Origin of the sequence: Bradyrhizobium sp. 482_C4_N1_8, from assembly GCF_052075965.1 — a bacterium.
Classification (GTDB): domain Bacteria; phylum Pseudomonadota; class Alphaproteobacteria; order Rhizobiales; family Xanthobacteraceae; genus Bradyrhizobium; species Bradyrhizobium barranii.
Map to the genome: position 1 here is coordinate 1,219,283 of NZ_CP197231.1, position 16,891 is coordinate 1,236,173.

19 protein-coding genes are annotated in these 16,891 nt (G+C 64.7%); 14 read left to right on the forward strand and 5 right to left on the reverse strand.

The window, feature by feature from the left end; translation table 11 throughout:
• Positions 1-31 precede the first annotated feature (31 nt).
• The 14 genes from urtB (at position 32) to AB7Z56_RS05750 (ending at position 12,502) form a co-directional block, all read left to right on the forward strand.
• Positions 32-1,639, forward strand: coding sequence for an urea ABC transporter permease subunit UrtB (urtB, locus tag AB7Z56_RS05685; protein ID WP_063980976.1), 1,608 nt, complete (start codon positions 32-34; stop codon positions 1,637-1,639).
• A complete protein-coding gene (urtC, locus tag AB7Z56_RS05690; RefSeq protein ID WP_063980977.1) occupies positions 1,636-2,802 on the forward strand; it encodes an urea ABC transporter permease subunit UrtC in 1,167 nt (388 codons plus the stop codon). The genes urtB and urtC overlap by 4 nt, the downstream gene beginning before the upstream one ends.
• Before the next feature lie 5 nt (positions 2,803-2,807).
• Positions 2,808-3,569 carry an urea ABC transporter ATP-binding protein UrtD gene (urtD, locus tag AB7Z56_RS05695; RefSeq protein ID WP_014498216.1) on the forward strand — a complete coding sequence of 254 codons (762 nt, stop codon included), beginning with the start codon at positions 2,808-2,810 and terminating at the stop codon, positions 3,567-3,569.
• 3 nt (positions 3,570-3,572) lie between these two features.
• Entirely contained in the window at positions 3,573-4,268 is a 696-nt protein-coding gene (gene urtE / locus AB7Z56_RS05700) for an urea ABC transporter ATP-binding subunit UrtE (RefSeq protein WP_014498215.1), read from the forward strand.
• Between the two features lie 36 nt (positions 4,269-4,304).
• Positions 4,305-5,135: an urease accessory protein UreD gene (locus tag AB7Z56_RS05705; RefSeq protein ID WP_063980978.1), complete on the forward strand. Its 831-nt coding sequence runs from the start codon at positions 4,305-4,307 to the stop codon at positions 5,133-5,135.
• Between the two features lie 39 nt (positions 5,136-5,174).
• Complete coding sequence (locus AB7Z56_RS05710; protein WP_007605424.1) at positions 5,175-5,477, forward strand: urease subunit gamma; 303 nt, start codon at positions 5,175-5,177, stop codon at positions 5,475-5,477.
• Positions 5,478-5,487: 10 nt separating this feature from the next.
• Positions 5,488-5,793: an urease subunit beta gene (locus AB7Z56_RS05715; RefSeq protein WP_283017997.1), complete on the forward strand. Its 306-nt coding sequence runs from the start codon at positions 5,488-5,490 to the stop codon at positions 5,791-5,793.
• 4 nt (positions 5,794-5,797) lie between these two features.
• On the forward strand, positions 5,798-6,337 hold the full coding sequence (locus AB7Z56_RS05720) for an HD domain-containing protein (RefSeq protein WP_283017998.1): 540 nt from the start codon (positions 5,798-5,800) through the stop codon (positions 6,335-6,337).
• A 34-nt stretch (positions 6,338-6,371) separates the two neighbouring features.
• On the forward strand, positions 6,372-8,087 hold the full coding sequence (gene ureC, locus AB7Z56_RS05725) for an urease subunit alpha (RefSeq protein WP_071916691.1): 1,716 nt from the start codon (positions 6,372-6,374) through the stop codon (positions 8,085-8,087).
• 152 nt (positions 8,088-8,239) lie between these two features.
• The gene (locus tag AB7Z56_RS05730) at positions 8,240-8,539 is read left to right on the forward strand and encodes a putative quinol monooxygenase (RefSeq protein ID WP_014498210.1); all 300 of its coding nucleotides are present in this window, start codon (positions 8,240-8,242) and stop codon (positions 8,537-8,539) included.
• A gap of 12 nt (positions 8,540-8,551) precedes the next feature.
• A complete protein-coding gene (locus AB7Z56_RS05735) occupies positions 8,552-9,172 on the forward strand; it encodes an urease accessory protein UreE (protein ID WP_063980980.1) in 621 nt (206 codons plus the stop codon).
• Positions 9,153-9,881, forward strand: a complete 729-nt coding sequence (locus AB7Z56_RS05740) for an urease accessory protein UreF (protein WP_084794959.1) — start codon at positions 9,153-9,155, stop codon at positions 9,879-9,881. The genes AB7Z56_RS05735 and AB7Z56_RS05740 overlap by 20 nt, the downstream gene beginning before the upstream one ends.
• 39 nt (positions 9,882-9,920) lie before the next feature.
• Positions 9,921-10,544 (forward strand): urease accessory protein UreG, encoded by a 624-nt coding sequence (gene ureG, locus AB7Z56_RS05745; protein ID WP_063980981.1) that lies wholly within the window; start codon positions 9,921-9,923, stop codon positions 10,542-10,544.
• Between the two features lie 299 nt (positions 10,545-10,843).
• On the forward strand, positions 10,844-12,502 hold the full coding sequence (locus AB7Z56_RS05750; protein WP_063980982.1) for a CHASE domain-containing protein: 1,659 nt from the start codon (positions 10,844-10,846) through the stop codon (positions 12,500-12,502).
• A 73-nt stretch (positions 12,503-12,575) separates the two neighbouring features.
• Here the strand turns inward: AB7Z56_RS05750 and AB7Z56_RS05755 are convergent, their stop codons facing one another.
• The 5 genes from AB7Z56_RS05755 to AB7Z56_RS05775 all read right to left on the reverse strand — a co-directional run bounded on the left by AB7Z56_RS05755 (position 12,576) and on the right by AB7Z56_RS05775 (position 16,784).
• Positions 12,576-13,184 carry a TetR/AcrR family transcriptional regulator gene (locus tag AB7Z56_RS05755; protein ID WP_063980983.1) on the reverse strand — a complete coding sequence of 203 codons (609 nt, stop codon included), beginning with the start codon at positions 13,182-13,184 and terminating at the stop codon, positions 12,576-12,578.
• A 172-nt stretch (positions 13,185-13,356) separates the two neighbouring features.
• Positions 13,357-14,499 (reverse strand): OpgC domain-containing protein, encoded by a 1,143-nt coding sequence (locus AB7Z56_RS05760; RefSeq protein WP_063980984.1) that lies wholly within the window; start codon positions 14,497-14,499, stop codon positions 13,357-13,359.
• Between the two features lie 187 nt (positions 14,500-14,686).
• Positions 14,687-15,142: a hypothetical protein gene (locus tag AB7Z56_RS05765; protein WP_028148388.1), complete on the reverse strand. Its 456-nt coding sequence runs from the start codon at positions 15,140-15,142 to the stop codon at positions 14,687-14,689.
• 82 nt (positions 15,143-15,224) lie between these two features.
• A complete protein-coding gene (locus AB7Z56_RS05770) occupies positions 15,225-15,596 on the reverse strand; it encodes a DUF883 family protein (protein ID WP_028148389.1) in 372 nt (123 codons plus the stop codon).
• 75 nt (positions 15,597-15,671) lie between these two features.
• The gene (locus tag AB7Z56_RS05775) at positions 15,672-16,784 is read right to left on the reverse strand and encodes an AI-2E family transporter (RefSeq protein ID WP_063980985.1); all 1,113 of its coding nucleotides are present in this window, start codon (positions 16,782-16,784) and stop codon (positions 15,672-15,674) included.
• Positions 16,785-16,891: the final 107 nt, after the last annotated feature.

The following is a 16,891-nucleotide window of genomic DNA, read 5'->3' on the forward strand; positions in this document are numbered from 1 at the left end:
CTTCTCCCCACTTCTGCCGGGGTGATTCAAAGTGCCAACCAATTTGTCCGCTCGTCTCTGTACCTTCGTCCTCTCGTTGTTCCTGATCGCGTTCGCACTGCCGGCCTTTGCCGGTCCGTTCGAGGATGCGGTCGCCAAATTCGCCAATGACGATTTCTCCGACACCGATGAGGCGATCGGCGTGGTCGCGAGCAGCGGCAACAAGCTGGCTTTCCCCATCATCAGCGCGCTCCAGGACGGTCGCCTCATGGCCGACCCTGATAGCAAGAAGGTTTACGTCACCGGTGCCGACGGCAAGTCGATCGATGCTGCGACCGGCGAGCCCGTCGCCAGCGTTCCCGACAGCGCCAGCGCGGTGCGCCTCAACAACCGCCTGCGCCGCAGCGTCGACGCTGCGATCGGCAGCCTGACGCTCCAGTCGCCGGATGTCGGAACGCGCCTCCAGGCGGCGCAATCCGTCTTCAAGTCGCACGAGGAGACCGCGCTCGAGCCGGTCGATGCCGCGCTCGCCAAGGAAACCAGCAAATCGGTCAAGGCCGCACTCGGCGATGCCCGCGCCGCGATCCTGCTGTTCAAGTCCGATGCCACCGAGGTCGAGAAGCTCGAGGCGGTCGCGACCCTCAAGGCGCGCGGCGACCAGGAGGCGATGGCGCTGCTGACAGGCATGGGCGATCAGCCGGCCTCGGTGACCAAGGCCGCTGCGAGCGCAATCAGCTCGATCCAGTCTTCGCTCGCGGTCTGGTCCACGGTGCAGAATGCCTGGTACGGCCTCTCACTCGGTTCGGTGCTGCTGCTCGCCGCGATCGGCCTCGCCATCACCTTCGGCGTGATGGGCGTCATCAACATGGCGCATGGCGAGATGGTGATGATCGGCGCCTACACCACCTTCGTGGTGCAGGAGGTGATCCGCACCCGCTATCCCAGCCTGTTCGACTATTCCTTGCTGATCGCCGTGCCGCTCGCCTTCCTCGTCGCCGGCGGCATCGGCGTGCTGATCGAGCGCAGCATCATCCGTTTCCTCTATGGCCGTCCGCTGGAGACGCTGCTGGCAACCTGGGGCCTGTCGCTGGTGCTGCAGCAGGCGGTGCGCACCATGTTCGGCCCGACCAACCGCGAGGTCGGCAATCCCTCCTGGATGAGCGGCGCGTTCGAGCTCGGCCAGATCACCATCACCTACAACCGGCTCTGGATCCTCGTCTTCACGCTCGCGGTGTTCGCGATCCTGCTCGCGATGCTGCGCTACACCGCGCTCGGCCTCGAGATGCGCGCGGTGACGCAGAACCGCCGCATGGCGGCCTCGATGGGCATCGCCACCTCGCGCGTCGACGCGCTGACCTTCGGTCTCGGCTCCGGTATTGCCGGCATCGCAGGCGTAGCGCTGTCGCAGATCGACAATGTCAGCCCCAATCTCGGCCAGAGCTACATCATCGACAGCTTCATGGTCGTGGTGTTCGGCGGCGTCGGCAATCTCTGGGGCACGCTGGTCGGCGCCTTCACACTCGGCATCGCCAACAAGTTCCTGGAGCCGGTCGCCGGCGCCGTGCTCGGCAAGATCGCGATCCTCGTTCTCATCATCCTGTTCATTCAAAAGCGGCCGCGCGGCCTGTTCGCGCTCAAGGGCCGTGCGGTGGAAGCATGACCCCTCACATGCTGACCCGATCGCTGGACCGCGGCGCGACGATCTTTCTCGCCATCGTCGCGGTCTGCGGCATCCTCATCCCGCTCTCAAACCTGCTGCTGCCCGCGGGCTCGTTCCTGCAGGTGCCGACCTATCTGGTCGCGCTCTGGGGCAAATATGTCTGCTACGCGATCCTCGCGCTTTCGATCGATCTGATCTGGGGCTATTGCGGCATCCTCTCGCTCGGCCACGGCGCCTTCTTCGCGCTCGGCGGCTACGCGATGGGCATGTACCTGATGCGGCAGATCGGCACCCGCGGCGTCTACGGCAACCCGATCCTGCCCGACTTCATGGTGTTCCTGAACTATTCGAAGCTGCCCTGGTACTGGTACGGCTTCGACATGTTCTGGTTTGCGGCGCTGATGGTGCTGTTCGTGCCGGGCCTGCTCGCCTTCTGCTTCGGCTGGCTCGCCTTCCGCTCCCGCGTCACCGGCGTGTACCTGTCGATCATCACGCAGGCGATGACCTATGCGCTGCTGCTTGCCTTCTTCCGCAATGATTTCGGCTTCGGCGGCAACAACGGCCTGACCGACTTCAAGGACATCCTCGGCTTCAACGTCCAGGCCGAGGGCACCCGTGCCGCGCTGTTTGCGCTGAGCTGCCTGGCGCTCATCCTGAGCTTCCTGATCTGCCGCTCCGTCGTGTCCTCCAAGCTCGGCAAGGTTCTGATCGCAATTCGCGACGCGGAATCGCGCAGCCGGTTCCTCGGGTACCGCGTCGAATCCTACAAGCTGTTCGTGTTCACGTTGTCGGCCTGCATGGCCGGCGTTGCCGGTGCGCTCTACGTGCCCCAGGTCGGCATCATCAACCCGAGCGAATTCGCACCCGGCAATTCGATCGAGGCGGTGATCTGGGTTGCGGTCGGCGGGCGCGGTACGCTGATCGGCGCGGCACTCGGCGCCGTCGTCGTTAACTATGCAAAAACGTTCTTCACCTCGGGCATGCTCGCGCCCTACTGGCTGTTCATGCTGGGCGCGCTGTTCATCCTGGTGACGCTGCTGCTGCCGAAGGGCATCGTCGGCACCTTCAATGCCTGGTGGGAGTCGTCCAAAGAAAAACGCACCGCAGCCAGCGCGAGCGCCGCGGCCGAAGATGGCGTCACCGAACCCAAGATGGCGGAGTAGGCGCAATGAACGTGATGGATACACGCGCGACCTCCGCGATGCTCTATCTCGACGGCGTGCACGTCTCGTTCGACGGCTTCCACGCCATCAACAATCTGTCGCTGACGCTCGCGCCCGGCGAGATGCGCGCCATCATCGGCCCGAACGGTGCCGGCAAGACCACGATGATGGACATCATCACCGGCAAGACCAAGCCCGACGAGGGCACGGTGCTGTTCGACGGCGTCACCGATTTGACGCGTCTGGACGAGACCCGCATCGCCGAGCTCGGCATCGGCCGCAAATTCCAGAAGCCGACCGTGTTCGAGAGCCAGACCGTGCAGGACAACCTCCTGCTCGCGCTCAATGTCGACCACAGCGTCAAGGGCACGCTGTTCTGGCGCGGCAGCAGGGCGGAGTCCGAGCGCATCGACAAGGTGCTGGAGACGATCCGCCTCACCGATGCCCGCAACCGGCTCGCCGGCAGCCTCAGCCACGGTCAGAAGCAGTGGCTCGAGATCGGCATGCTGCTGGCGCAGGATCCGAAGCTGCTGCTCGTCGACGAGCCCGTCGCGGGCATGACTGACGTCGAGACCCATCTCACCGCCGAGCTGCTGAAAGAAATCAACAAGACCCACACCGTGATGGTCGTCGAGCACGACATGACGTTCGTGCGCGAGCTCGGCGTCAAGGTCACCTGCCTGCATGAAGGCACCGTGCTTGCGGAAGGAACCATCGACCAGGTCTCGTCCAACGAGCGGGTCATCGAAGTCTATCTGGGGCGCTGAGCGATGCTTGAGGTCAAGGACATCAACCTGTTCTACGGCGCGGCGCAGGCGCTGCGCGGCGTCTCCATCGCCGCGGAGCCCGGCAAGGTCACCTGCGTGCTCGGGCGCAACGGCGTCGGCAAGACCTCGCTCCTGCGCGCCATGGTCGGGCAGTACCCGATCTCTTCGGGCGCGATCGTGCTCGACGGCAGCGACATCACGGGCCTCAAGCCCTATGAGCGGGCGCGCAAGGGCATCGGCTTCGTGCCGCAGGGCCGCGAGATATTTCCGCTGCTGACGGTCGAGGAGAACCTCAAGACCGGCTTCGGTCCGCTCAAGCGCGAGGACAGGCACATTCCGGACGACGTGTTCTCGCTGTTCCCGGTGCTGCAATCGATGCTCGGCCGGCGCGGCGGCGACCTCTCCGGCGGCCAACAGCAGCAGCTCGCGATCGGCCGCGCGCTGGTGATGCGGCCGAAATTGCTGCTGCTCGACGAGCCGACCGAAGGCATCCAGCCGTCGATCATCAAGGACATCGGTCGCGCCATCTCGTATCTGCGTAACCTCGGCAACATCGCCATCGTACTGGTCGAACAATATCTCGACTTTGCCTGCGAACTCGGCGACAGTTTCGCGGTGATGGATCGCGGCGCGGTGAAATTCTCCTGCGACCGATCCAATCTCGATCCGGCCGAAATCAGCCGCCAGATGGCGCTGTAATCCGAAAATTTCTGCCGCGGCCGGCTGGGGAGACGGATGCGCAGCGACGCTTTGACGACATCTTCGGTATTCGAGGCGAACCGCGCCCGCGGCGCGGTGCGCTTCGACGTCCATGCCCGCGATGGGGTGACGCGGCGGGGCGTCTTGCATGAGTCCGGCTCCCTGCGCGTGCGCTTTCCCTCGCCGGAGGGCGAGGGGCTCTCCGGCGTGTTCGTCAACACGGCTGGCGGCGTTGCCGGCGGAGACAGTTTTGACATCGAGATCGCGGCAGGTCAGGGCTCGCGCCTGACATTGACCACCGCTGCGGCCGAGAAGGTCTATCGTGCGCCCGGGGCGGCGGCGCAGCTCAATATCGCCTTGAAGGTCGCCGCGGGCGCGCACCTCGGCTGGTTGCCCCAGGAGACGATCCTGTTCGATCGTGCCCGGGTCCATCGTCGCTTCGACATCGAGCTGGACGAGGCCGCCTCGCTTCTGCTTTGCGAAATCGTCGTGTTTGGCCGCACCGCCATGGGCGAGCGGATGGAGCAGGGCGAGTTCATTGATCGCTGGCGGCTGCGTCGTGGTGGCAAGCTGGTGTTCGCCGAAACCGTCAGGCTCGACGGCAATATCGGTGCAAAACTAGGGCGATCGGCGGTGGCCAAGGGCGGTGCCGCGATCGGCACGGCGCTGATCGTTCCCGGCGACGAGCCGCTGATCGAGCGTATCCGCGAGGCCTCGGAGTCATTCGCCGGCGAGGTCGGAATCTCCGCCTGGAATGGCTTTGCAATGGCGCGGTTCTGTGCCCAAGATGCCGCGCGCTTGCGCGCCGATATGATGGCGGTGCTGGCGCGGACCGGCGCGGCGCTGCCGCGGCTGTGGCTGAGTTGATGGCTGCTGAATTGATGCATTGAACGGAAGAGATGCTGCATGAACCTGTCTCCCCGCGAAAAGGACAAGCTCCTGATCTCGATGGCGGCGATCGTCGCCCGCCGCCGGCTGGATCGCGGCGTCAAGCTCAACCATCCCGAGGCGATCGCGATCATCTCCGACTTCATCCTCGAAGGCGCGCGCGACGGCCGTACCGTCGCCGAGCTGATGCAATCCGGCGCGCAGGTTCTCACCCGCGACCAGGTGATGCCGGGCATTCCCGAAATGATCCACGACATCCAGGTCGAGGCGACCTTTCCGGACGGCACCAAGCTCGTCACCGTGCACGAGCCGATCAGGTAGGAGCGAGAGCATGATTCCCGGCGAACTCTTCATCCAGGAAGGCGAGATCGAGCTCAATGCCGGCCGCAAGACCGTGACGCTGACGGTGGCCAACACCGGCGACCGCCCGATCCAGGTCGGCTCGCACTACCATTTCTTCGAGACCAACCCGGCGCTGAAATTCGACCGCAAGAAAGCCCGCGGCATGCGCCTCGACATCGCCGCCGGCACCGCCGTCCGCTTCGAGCCCGGCCAGACCCGCGACGTCCAGCTCGTCGCCGTGGCCGGCAAGAAGACCATCTACGGTTTTCGCGGCGACGTGATGGGGAAGCTGTGAGTCCATGCTCCCCGCCGTCCGCCTCGTCTCCGAAGCTGCTGAGCTGGCCGCGCGCCGGCACAACGGCATGGCGCGCAAGGGGCGGGGGAACGAGCCTTACATCACCCATCTCGCGGAGGTCGCGAACCTGCTGGCGACGGCGACCGATGGCGCGGATGCCGAGCTGGTCGCGGCCGGGTGGCTGCACGACGTGATCGAGGACACCGACACCACTCGCGAGGAGCTCGCACAGAAATTCTCTGATCGCGTCGCCTCTCTCGTCGTTGAATGCACTGACGACATGAGCCTGCCCAAACCAGAGCGGCGACGCCGGCAGATCGTCGATGCGCCGAAGAAATCTGCCGGAGCAAAACTCATCAAGATCGCCGACAAGATCAGCAACATCGGCGCGCGCATTCATTCCGACCCGTCCGCCGAAGAGCGCGACGATCTCGCCGACTACACGGGCTGGGCTGAGCAGGTCGTCGCCGGATGCCGTGGCGGCAATTCGTGGCTCGATGCAAAATTCGACGATGCCGTAAGCGCAGCGAGGGCTTCGCTGTGAACAACCAAAAATTCAAACGCAAACGGGGCTTGTGATGTCCGTCAAAATAAAGCGTTCCGTCTATGCCGACATGTTCGGCCCGACCACCGGCGACAAGGTGCGGTTGGCCGACACCGATCTCATCATCGAGGTCGAGAAGGATTTCACCACCTACGGCGAGGAGGTGAAGTTCGGCGGCGGCAAGGTGATCCGCGACGGCATGGGCCAGTCGCAGGTCACCAACAAGCAGGGTGCGGCCGACACCGTCATCACCAATGCCCTGATCGTCGACCACTGGGGCATCGTGAAGGCCGACGTTGCGATCAAGGACGGCATGATTTCGGCGATCGGCAAGGCTGGTAATCCCGACATCCAGCCGGGCGTCACCATCATCGTCGGCCCCGGCACCGACGTGATCGCGGGCGAAGGAAAAATCCTCACCGCCGGCGGCTTCGACAGCCACATCCATTTCATCTGTCCGCAGCAGATCGAGCACGCGCTGATGTCTGGCGTCACCTCGATGCTCGGCGGCGGCACCGGTCCCTCGCACGGCACGTTCGCCACCACCTGCACGCCGGGACCGTGGCACATGGGGCGGATGATCCAGTCGTTCGACGCCTTCCCGGTCAATCTCGGCATCTCCGGCAAGGGTAACGCGTCGCGGCCCGCCGCCCTGGTCGAGATGATCAAGGGCGGCGCCTGCGCGCTGAAGCTGCACGAGGACTGGGGCACCACGCCGGCTGCGATCGACAACTGCCTGTCGGTGGCCGACGATTACGACGTCCAGGTCATGCTGCATTCCGACACGCTGAACGAATCCGGCTTCGTCGAGGATACGATCAAGGCCTTCAAGGGCCGTACCATCCACGCCTTCCACACCGAGGGCGCCGGCGGCGGTCACGCCCCCGACATCATCAAGGTCGCGGGGCTGAAGAATGTGCTGCCGTCCTCGACCAACCCGACGCGGCCCTTCACCCGCAACACCATCGACGAGCATCTGGACATGCTGATGGTGTGCCACCATCTCGATCCCTCGATCGCGGAAGACCTCGCGTTTGCGGAGAGCCGCATCCGCAAGGAGACCATCGCGGCCGAGGATATCCTGCACGATCTCGGCGCGCTCTCGATGATGTCCTCGGACTCGCAGGCCATGGGCCGACTCGGCGAGGTCATCATCCGGACGTGGCAGACCGCGGACAAGATGAAGAAGCAGCGCGGGTCGCTCGACCAGGACAAAGGCAAGGACAACGACAACTTCCGCGTCAAGCGCTACATCGCCAAGTACACGATCAATCCTGCGATCGCGCACGGCGTGTCGAAGCTGATCGGATCGGTCGAGAAGGGCAAGCTCGCCGACCTCGTGCTGTGGTCGCCGGCCTTCTTCGGCGTCAAGCCGGACTGTATCATCAAGGGCGGCTCGATCGTCGCCGCCCCCATGGGCGATCCCAACGCCTCGATCCCGACGCCGCAGCCGGTGCACTATCAGCCGATGTTCGGTGCCTTCGGCAAGGCGCGCACCGCGTCGTCCGTGGTGTTCACCTCGAAGGCGGCGGTCACCGGCGGCCTCGCGCGAAAGCTCGGCATCGACAAGAAGCTCTATGCGGTGCAGAACACCCGCGGAAAGATCTCGAAGAAGAGCATGATCCACAACGACGCCACGCCCAATATCGAGGTCGATCCCGAGACCTACGAGGTGCGCGCCGACGGCGAACTGCTGACCTGCGCGCCCGCCGAGGTGCTGCCGATGGCGCAGCGATATTTCATGTACTGAAATAGCGTCTGGATGCATGTCCCCGGCGCATGTCCCGATTGCATGTCTTGTTGCATGTCCTGGGGCGGCTTTTCCGGTTTTGCGTTCGACCCCGCCTGGTCTAAGGTCCCGCCCGGTATCTTACCTTAGAAGAAAAGCCGGGAGGATTTCTCGTGATTTACGTCGTTGCCACCTTGACCATCAAGCCCGAGACGCGCGCCGAATTCATTGCGGCCGCCACCGCCTGCATCAAGGAGACGCGGAAGGAGCCCGGCAACATCGCCTATGATTTGCACGAGAGCGTCACCGATCCCGCCAAGATGGTGTTCGTCGAGCAGTGGGAGAGCGCCGAGGCGCTGGTGCCGCATCGCGCCATGGAGCACATGAAGACGTTCGGCCGCGTCGCGGTGAAGTGTTTTACGGCGCCGCCGAAGATTGAAGTGATCACGCCCGAGAAGGTCGAGACACGGTAACGGGGTAAAAGCATGATCCGGGCGACGCAGGTTAAGGGACAGCACGGCTTCACGGAGACGCCGGCGGATACGGTGGTGCTCGATTTCGACGACCGGCACCGCCGCCGCATGGCGATGACGGGGACGCGGGGCCTCGAATTCCTGCTCGACCTGGAGAATGCCGTCGCACTGCGCGGCGGTGATGCGTTGGTGCTGGAGGACGGCAGGCTGGTCGAAGTGGTCGCGGCGCCCGAGCCGCTGCTGGAGATCCGCGGCCGCGATCCGCACCACCTCATTCGCGTCGGCTGGCATCTCGGCAATCGCCATTTGCCGACGCAGATCATGGCCAAGAGCCTGCGCATCCGCCGCGACCATGTCATCGAGGCCATGGTGAAGGGTCTCGGCGCGCGCGTGATCGAGATCGAGGCGCCGTTCGATCCCGAGGGCGGCGCTTACGCCGACGGCGGCCACGCACATGGTCACGATGATCACGGGCATCACGATCACGACCATCATCACCATGATCATGGTCACGATCACCACGACCACCATGATCATGCCGCGCATGACCATGGCCACGACCATCACCACGACGAGCATTGCGACCACCCCGACCACCACCACGGCCACAAGCATGCTCATGACCACAAATGAGCCGGTGAGTGCCGGTGACCTCGCCGAGCGCGAGGCGGCGGCGCTGTACCGGCTGATGACGTGGCTGTCGCCAGCCTTTCCGGTCGGCGGCTTCTCCTATTCCAGCGGCATCGAATGGGCGGTCGAGGCGGGCGACATCGCTGACACCGCGACGCTGGCCGACTGGCTCGACGCCATGCTGGGCGATGGTTCCGGCTTTTGCGATGCGACGTTCCTGGTCCACGCCTATCGCGCCACTGAATTGGGCGAGGACACCACCTTGAACGATATCGCGGAGCTCGCCGCCGCCTTCGTGCCGTCGCGCGAGCGGCAGCTCGAGACGACCTCGCAGGGCCGCGCCTTCATCGACATCTCCCGCGCCGCGTGGGATGCCGACGGGCTGAATGCCATGGTGGCGGCATGTCGCACGGCACTGATCTATCCTGTCGCCGTCGGCGTGGTTGCCGCGGTGCACGGCGTGCCGCTGGCGCCGACGCTGCACGCCTTCCTGCATGCGCTGGTCTCGAACTGGATTTCGGCGGCGAGCCGCCTCATTCCGCTCGGCCAGACCGACAGCCAGCGGGTGCTGGTGAAGCTGGAAGCCGCCGTTGCCGCGACCGCCAATCGTGCGTTGAATGCGAACTTGGATGACCTCGGCAGCGCGACCTTCCGCGCCGATCTCGCCAGCCTGCGGCACGAGACGCAATATACGCGGCTGTTTCGCTCGTGAGCGGTGCGGCCTTTAATCCATCGAGAGAGAGCGAGTGACATGTCGAAATCTCACGGCCCCTTGCGCGTCGGAATAGGCGGCCCGGTCGGATCGGGCAAGACCGCGCTGATGGACCTGCTCTGCAAGACCATGCGCGAGCGCTATGACATTGCGGCGATCACCAACGACATCTACACCAAATGGGATGCGGAATTCCTGGTGCGCTCGGGCTCGCTGACGCCGGACCGCATCGCCGGCGTCGAGACCGGCGGCTGCCCGCACACCGCGATCCGCGAGGACGCTTCGATGAACCTGGCCGCGGTCGCCGACATGCGCGCAAAATTCCCCGGGCTCGACCTCGTGCTGATCGAGTCCGGCGGCGACAATCTGGCTGCCACTTTTTCCCCGGAGCTCGCCGACCTCACCATCTACGTCATCGACGTGGCGGCCGGCGACAAGATCCCGTCCAAGGGCGGCCCCGGTATCACCCGCTCCGACCTCCTGGTCATCAACAAGATCGACCTCGCGCCCCATGTCGGCGCCTCCCTGGAGAAGATGGAGACGGACGCCAGGCGCATGCGCGGCGCGCGCCCCTTCGTCATGACCAACCTGAAAAAGAGCGAGGGGCTCGACCAGATCGTCGGCTTCATCGAGGCCAAAGGCGGCCTGAAACGGGCGGGCTGACGGCGCGACGACGTGGCGCAGGCGTTTTCCGCCGTTAACGTCTGGGGCAAAAGCCGCATCCGCGGAACAAATTTCGGACACGGCGATTAACTACCTCCGGTGCCCGGAGCAAAGCCTTCATGGCCAGACCATCGGCCGGGCGAATTAAGCTTTTCAGGCGACCGAAGTTGCGTACTGATGCCTCCTCCTTCATTATCTCCGTTACTGGGGTCCACTCTGTTTCGGCACATGGCCGTTCGAGCGGCGTTGATATGCTCCGTGTTTATTGCCGACCTGCTGTTTTCGCCTGAGTAGTCGAAGTGGTCCGGCTGGGTTTTATCATCGGTTTCATCGCCCTGCTCGGAGCCCTGCTCTCCGGGCTCGCGGCCTATCGCGTCCACGACCAGGAGCTGGCACTGGACCGGATCGCGCTGGCGCGCGCGATCGACGTCCACGCGAGCCTGGTCCAGGACCGGCTGACCGAGCGCGAGCTGCTCGCGCGTGTCGCCTCAGGCTTGTTCCGTGCGCCGTCGGTCATCAAGCCGAACATGCTGGAGCCGCTGCGCTCGGCCATCTACGCCTTCAAGACCGATTTCGTGGTCGCCGGGTGGGTCGCCCGGCTGAAGCCGAACGAGCTTCTCCCGGCGGAGGACGCGATCGCGAGCGCCGGCTTCCCCAATCCGCAGATTCGCACGTATGACGACAAGCCGATCGATCTTGCGAAGGTCACCCAGCCGATCGACGTGCTGATGGACCTCGAACCGCGCAGCAACGAGACCAAGGCGCTGCCCGGCCGCAGCTACGAGCAGGATCAGGTGCGCAGCGCCATGCTGACGCGTGCGCGTGTCGAGAAGAGGTCGGTCGCCTCGGACCCGGTTCAGTTGCTGCGTGGCGGCGGGCCCATCGGCATCATCGTGGCCGCGCCCGTCATTCCCGAGGGCGCGACCGAGCCGGCCGGCTTCGTCACGTTTTCCTACGAGCTCGCCTCCCTGATGCTGACCAATGACGACATGTCGTTGTTCTCGGTCGCGCTGAAGGATCCGCGCAGGGAAGGTGGCGAGCTCGTTGCCAACGACCAGGGCGTGGTCTCGTCACGCATGACGGCAGCGGACGGGCCGGCGCCGTCGGCGACGCGCACGGTGAGCTTTGGCGGCCGCGACTGGCATCTCGGCTACTACGCCAAGACCAATTCGGCGCGGCGCGCTGAGCAGACGGCGATCATCGTGGCGGCGATCGGTTTTGCCATCACCGCGATGGTGTGCGGCCTGTTCGGCTATGTCGCCTACAACAATCTGCGGCTCAGCCGGGAAATCCAGGTGCGGATCGGCTTCGAGCGCCGGCTGACCGCCGTCATCGACGAGCTCAACCACCGGGTCAAGAACATCCTGGCGGTGATCCAGTCGATCGTGACGCGCACGCTGCGCCACGGCTCGGACATCGACGTTGCGCGTGAACTGCTGATCGGCCGCATCCACGCCATGTCCAACGTGGTCTCGCTGCTCAGCGAGAGCCAGTGGCAGGGCGTCAAGCTGAAGGGCCTGTTCGAGGCGCGCGCCATCCCGCATGCCGATCGCATCGCCGTCACCGGCCCCGACATCGCGGTCAGCGCGCGCGCCGCGCAGAGCCTGTCGCTCCTGTTCTTCGAGCTCGCCTCGCACTCCGACGAAGGTCTGTCGCTGGTCGGAAAGCATCCGCACATCACCGCGAATTGGACGGTGACGGGCGAGGGGACCGACGAGGTCTTCCATTTCCGCTGGGAGGAGTTCAACACCAGCGAGGCGACGCGCCGCCCGGATTCCGATTTCGGTCTGATCCTGCTCGACCGTGTCGCGCCCGAAGCGCTCGGCGGCACCGCCAAGCGCTACTTCACCGACGCCTCCTACGTCTATGAATTGACGGCGCCGATGGAGACGGTGGTCGACATGTCCGAGCGCGACCGCACGGACAAGATCTCGGCGCCGGTCAGGCCGGTGCGATAGAGGTCGAGCTTCAGATTGTTGCTTTGAGCATGATCTTTTCGGAAAACCGCTTCGCACTTTTCCGGATCATGCTCTAACCCTTCGGCCGCAGCACCAGGTCGACCAGATTGCGCGCGTAGGCCGGCGTGATCGGTGCAATGCCGAAGACGTAGCGGTAGAACAGGCTGCCATAGATGGCGTCGTAGAGATACTCGGGCGCTCCCTCCGCCAGGATGCTGCCATCCGTCTGGCCAGCGGCGATCATCTCGACCAGTGCGTCGCGGCGGAATTGCAGGTAGCGGGCATAGAACAGCTCCGCCGAGCCGGTCTTGGAAATGCATTCGGAGACGACGGCGAGCTGCACCTTGCCGAACTCGCCCTGGAGCGCCTCGGCATAGGCCGCGGCATGGCGGCGTGCGCGCGCCGCGGGGCTGCCGGAGCTCGCAGGCGGCAGCGGCAGCATCTGCGCGGCATGATGAAGGAAGGCGTCGATCAGCAGCGCTTCCCGCGACGGCCACCATTTGTAGATCGTCATCTTGGAGACGCTGGAGTGGCGTGCGACGGCGTCGATGGAGGTGGCGGCAAGGCCGGTGGCGGCCATCAGCGCATAGGCGCTTTCGAGAATGGCGTTGGTGGTCTCGATCGATCGCGGCCGGCCGCGCCGGGGCGCGCTGTCAGCCTCATCACCCCCGCCCTTTGCCATCGCCACGCCCGGTCCCCTCACGCAGAGGCTCCCCGCATAGCGCAGCCACAGGTCTCGGCCTAGCAGAATCGCACGATTATTTGGCTCGAGCGAAGTGGGTACCGGTTCGCGTGAAGAAAACGCGTCAAGACAGGAATCTAGAGCTCCGTTCCGATTAGATCGGAACGGAGCTCTAGGCCTGCTGCCGCAGGGCGGCCGGAAGGTCCTGCCGCCTCGACCACGAGATGTAATAGGCCACAGCCGTCATCGCCGCGAAGCCAACGAGGCTTACCGCGATCTGCATCACCACGAGGTTCGGTCCGGTGATCAGGATGAGATGGCCGGCGAAGGACAGGAACACGGCAACGCAGAACACCGCGAGCCATTCCTCGCCGCATGTGATCACCGCCTGAAGCGGCCGCAACTTCAGGCCGGGGTGGTCGGCCGGAATGAGATGGGTCGCGAGGAAGGCGAGCGCGAGGAAATGGATCACGCGATAGGGCGCGAGGTTTTCCTTGTCTGTCGGCGCGATGCTGTTGACGACGACGTCCGGCAAATAGACGGCCAGCGCGGGCGAATGCCGCATCAAGGTGACCGCCATCGCGAAGATGAGATAGGCACCCGCGAGGATCCGCAGCCAGGACATGCCGTGCAACGCGCGTCCGGAGGCGCCTGTTACGGCGAACCAGCCGCCGAGGACCATCAGCATCTGCCAGCACAGCGGATTGAAGGTCCAGTCCTGGTCCGGATAGACCCGGAAATTCCAGTCGAACCAGCGCGCCGCAACGTACAGCGCGACCGATGCCGCCAGCGTCAGGTTCGGCCGCCGCAACAAACCCCATAGCGCAAACGGAAAGAACGCCATCAGCGGGATCATCAGTTGCAGGAGGTCGAGGTTCAGCGGCTCTTCCTGGAGCACGAGGCCGCGGACCAGGATGCGCAGCGGATGATCGAGAATGCCCGAGATGTTGTATTCGTGGATGATCTCCGGCGCCATCGATTGCGAGGCGACATAGGCGATGGTGTCGATATAGATCACGAAGAGCACGACATAGGCAGCGTAGAGCCGCCAGACGCGGCGGAAGATGCGCGTCGCCGCGACGACGTAGCCGCGCTCCAGCGCCATCCTGCCGTGAATGATGGCGACGCCATAACCCACCACGAACACGAACAGGTCAGCGGCGCCGCTGAAGCCGAAATTTCGCAGCGTCAGGAGATTAACGACGTTGTTCGGGATGTGGTCGACGAACACCGACCAGTTGGCAATGCCGAGCGTCAAATACAATCTGGCATCGTGATGGAATGCGGCGAGGTTCGCCTTGACGGACGGTTTCATCGCGGAAAATGACTTTTGGAATCACGGGCGCTGCTTTTAGCGGCAACCGCCCGCCTATCCGAGTAGCGTTTGCGTGAGGGGGGCTGGAATTGTCCAATCTGGCGCAAAATTGCGCATGATCGCCGGATGGAATTCCCGCAAGCTCGCCCGTTCTGCCGACGACGAAATTATCTTAGCGCTTCGACCGCTATTCGGCCGGTTCAGCCGAGGCTTCGTCGGATGCGCCGGCGCGGCTCGCCATGATTCCGAGGGCGACGCCGCCGATCGCCAGGATCGGCAGCAGCCGCTTGATTCCGATGGCGCGAACGATCTGGAGGCCCGTCGCGAGCAGCATGGGGTCGGCGAGCATGCTCGAAGCGGCCGACTTCGCGGCGCGCTCGGCGGCGATCCGGGCGCGCTTCCGCATCTCCCGCTTGTAGCCCCAATAGCTCCCCGCCGCGGCAAGCGTCAGCAGGAAGAAGATGCCGGCGCCGGCGAGGCAGGCCTGCACCGGTCCATAGGTCTGAAGGACCGAGATGAAGGCGGCCGCGCAGAGAAAGCCCGTGGTGATGAAGAGCGCGAGTGCCGCGCCCGCGGCGAGCGATGTCAGGCGGACGGTCGCGCCCGTCGATGCGCTGATGCCGTCGATGATGCGCTGTAACATGGCCTTGCTCCTCAGATCCCCGCAAGCCGGCAGCGACGGCGCGACAGCGCCGCCGTAACAACGTCAAGGTCCTGCGCCCACGCTACCGGCGCCAGGCGACACCGATCAGGAAGCCGATGCCGAGCGCGAGTCCGACGGTCGCGAGCGGCCGCTGCGTGATGGCATCTTCCAGCGTTTCCTCGATCGAGCCGTAGGCGTCTTGCGCAGCTTCCATCATGGCGCTGCCGCGATCCGACATGTCGTCGACCGCGGAATCCACGCTCTCGCGGGCCTGGCGATAGCCGCGGCGGGCCTGCTTGCTGGTGGAATTGGCAAAGGTGTTGAGCGCGTCGGTGATCTGATCGGTGAGGGCGGCGATATCGCTTTTCACGGCTGCTACATCCTTCTCGAGGCGTTCTCTGGTGGCTTTGTCGGTCCAGTCTCTCATCCCGGTTTCGCCATTGGTTGACATCAGGAGCTCCAAAGCTGTTGGCGGCTGAGATAGCCGGAAAACGTTTCGTGCCCGGGTAAGTTCCGTTCGGGAAACCGGTCATGCCTGCGGCAGCTGCGGCGAATTCTCCGGCAGCAGATGCTCCTTCAGGATCAGCCCGACGATCAGGAGCGGCGACGACAGGAATGCGCCCATCGGCCCCCACAGCCAGGTCCAGAAGGCCAGCGCGATGAAGACGGCAAGCGCGTTCAGGGAAAGCCTGCGCCCGATGATGGTCGGCGTGACGAAGTGTCCTTCCAGGAAGGTGATGCCGCCGAAGGCGAGCCCCGCCATCAGTCCGCCGCCGATGGTCGGGAAGGCGACGAGCCCCACCACGACCAGGATGACGAACATCGCGACCGGTCCGATGATCGGGATGAAGTTGAGCGCCGCCGCAAGCGCGCCGAGCCCGGCCGGATTGGGCATGCCGGTGACGGCGCAGATGAGACCGGTTGCGATACCCACGCCGACATTGATCAGCGTCACCGTCAAAAGATAGTTGCCGAGATGGACCTCGATCTCGTTGAGGATCCGCAGCGTGCGCAGCCGCGAATCGCGATCGCCGAAATTCATGATCAGCGCCCGCCGCAGGTCGCGCCAGCTCGCGATGAACAGGATCAGCGTGGCGAAGAACAGCAGGAATTCGGCGAAGGTCGGCGACAGGAATTCCAGCGTCGGTTGCACCCATTCGGTTTTCGGCAGCGGAAGGCTAGGCAGCCCCTCCGAGCCGCCCACCATCGTCTGCAATTCCTTCCACAGCGCCAGCGGCCGGTCGAAGACGTGCATCTTCTCCTTCAACTGCGCGCCCAATTCCGGCAGGCGCGAGCTCCACTCCATCGCTGGCACGGCAATCAGCGCGACGACGAAGGCGACCACCGTCGTCACCGCGATCACGATCAGCACGGCGCCGAAGGCGCGCGGCACATGCCGCCGCTCGAGAAAGCTCGCGGCCGGCGACAACATGGTGCCGGCGACGACCGCCATCACGACCGGGAGGAAGAATGCCCTGGCGACGTAGAGCACGGCGACCACGGCAATCAGGAACAGACCGGCGAGCGCAAAGGCGACGAACTCGGTGCGGCGGATCACCGGCGGCAGCTCGACATGGCTGTCGGGAAGCGGGGCGCCCTCGTTATTGCCGGAAATCAGACGTTCAGTGGGAAGGACGCGCACAATATCTCCTCCCGCACGGAAGCCTCCGCGCGCCCATTGTTGGCAGTAGAACGTCCGGGCGGACGTTCCGGTTCCATCGCGGTTTCGTGAAGTTTTGCTCGCTTGAC

What these genes read in the sequence shown, in the direction of transcription:
- urtC (WP_063980977.1), top strand. Translation starts at nt 1,636, where the DNA reads ATGACCCCTCACATGCTGACCCGATCGCTGGACCGCGGCGCGACGATC.
- urtD (WP_014498216.1), top strand. Translation starts at nt 2,808, where the DNA reads ATGAACGTGATGGATACACGCGCGACCTCCGCGATGCTCTATCTCGAC.
- urtE (WP_014498215.1), top strand. Translation starts at nt 3,573, where the DNA reads ATGCTTGAGGTCAAGGACATCAACCTGTTCTACGGCGCGGCGCAGGCG.
- AB7Z56_RS05705 (WP_063980978.1), top strand. Translation starts at nt 4,305, where the DNA reads ATGCGCAGCGACGCTTTGACGACATCTTCGGTATTCGAGGCGAACCGC.
- AB7Z56_RS05710 (WP_007605424.1), top strand. Translation starts at nt 5,175, where the DNA reads ATGAACCTGTCTCCCCGCGAAAAGGACAAGCTCCTGATCTCGATGGCG.
- AB7Z56_RS05715 (WP_283017997.1), top strand. Translation starts at nt 5,488, where the DNA reads ATGATTCCCGGCGAACTCTTCATCCAGGAAGGCGAGATCGAGCTCAAT.
- AB7Z56_RS05720 (WP_283017998.1), top strand. Translation starts at nt 5,798, where the DNA reads ATGCTCCCCGCCGTCCGCCTCGTCTCCGAAGCTGCTGAGCTGGCCGCG.
- ureC (WP_071916691.1), top strand. Translation starts at nt 6,372, where the DNA reads ATGTCCGTCAAAATAAAGCGTTCCGTCTATGCCGACATGTTCGGCCCG.
- AB7Z56_RS05735 (WP_063980980.1), top strand. Translation starts at nt 8,552, where the DNA reads ATGATCCGGGCGACGCAGGTTAAGGGACAGCACGGCTTCACGGAGACG.
- AB7Z56_RS05740 (WP_084794959.1), top strand. Translation starts at nt 9,153, where the DNA reads ATGCTCATGACCACAAATGAGCCGGTGAGTGCCGGTGACCTCGCCGAG.
- ureG (WP_063980981.1), top strand. Translation starts at nt 9,921, where the DNA reads ATGTCGAAATCTCACGGCCCCTTGCGCGTCGGAATAGGCGGCCCGGTC.
- AB7Z56_RS05755 (WP_063980983.1), bottom strand. Translation starts at nt 13,184, where the DNA reads ATGGCAAAGGGCGGGGGTGATGAGGCTGACAGCGCGCCCCGGCGCGGC.
- AB7Z56_RS05760 (WP_063980984.1), bottom strand. Translation starts at nt 14,499, where the DNA reads ATGAAACCGTCCGTCAAGGCGAACCTCGCCGCATTCCATCACGATGCC.
- AB7Z56_RS05765 (WP_028148388.1), bottom strand. Translation starts at nt 15,142, where the DNA reads ATGTTACAGCGCATCATCGACGGCATCAGCGCATCGACGGGCGCGACC.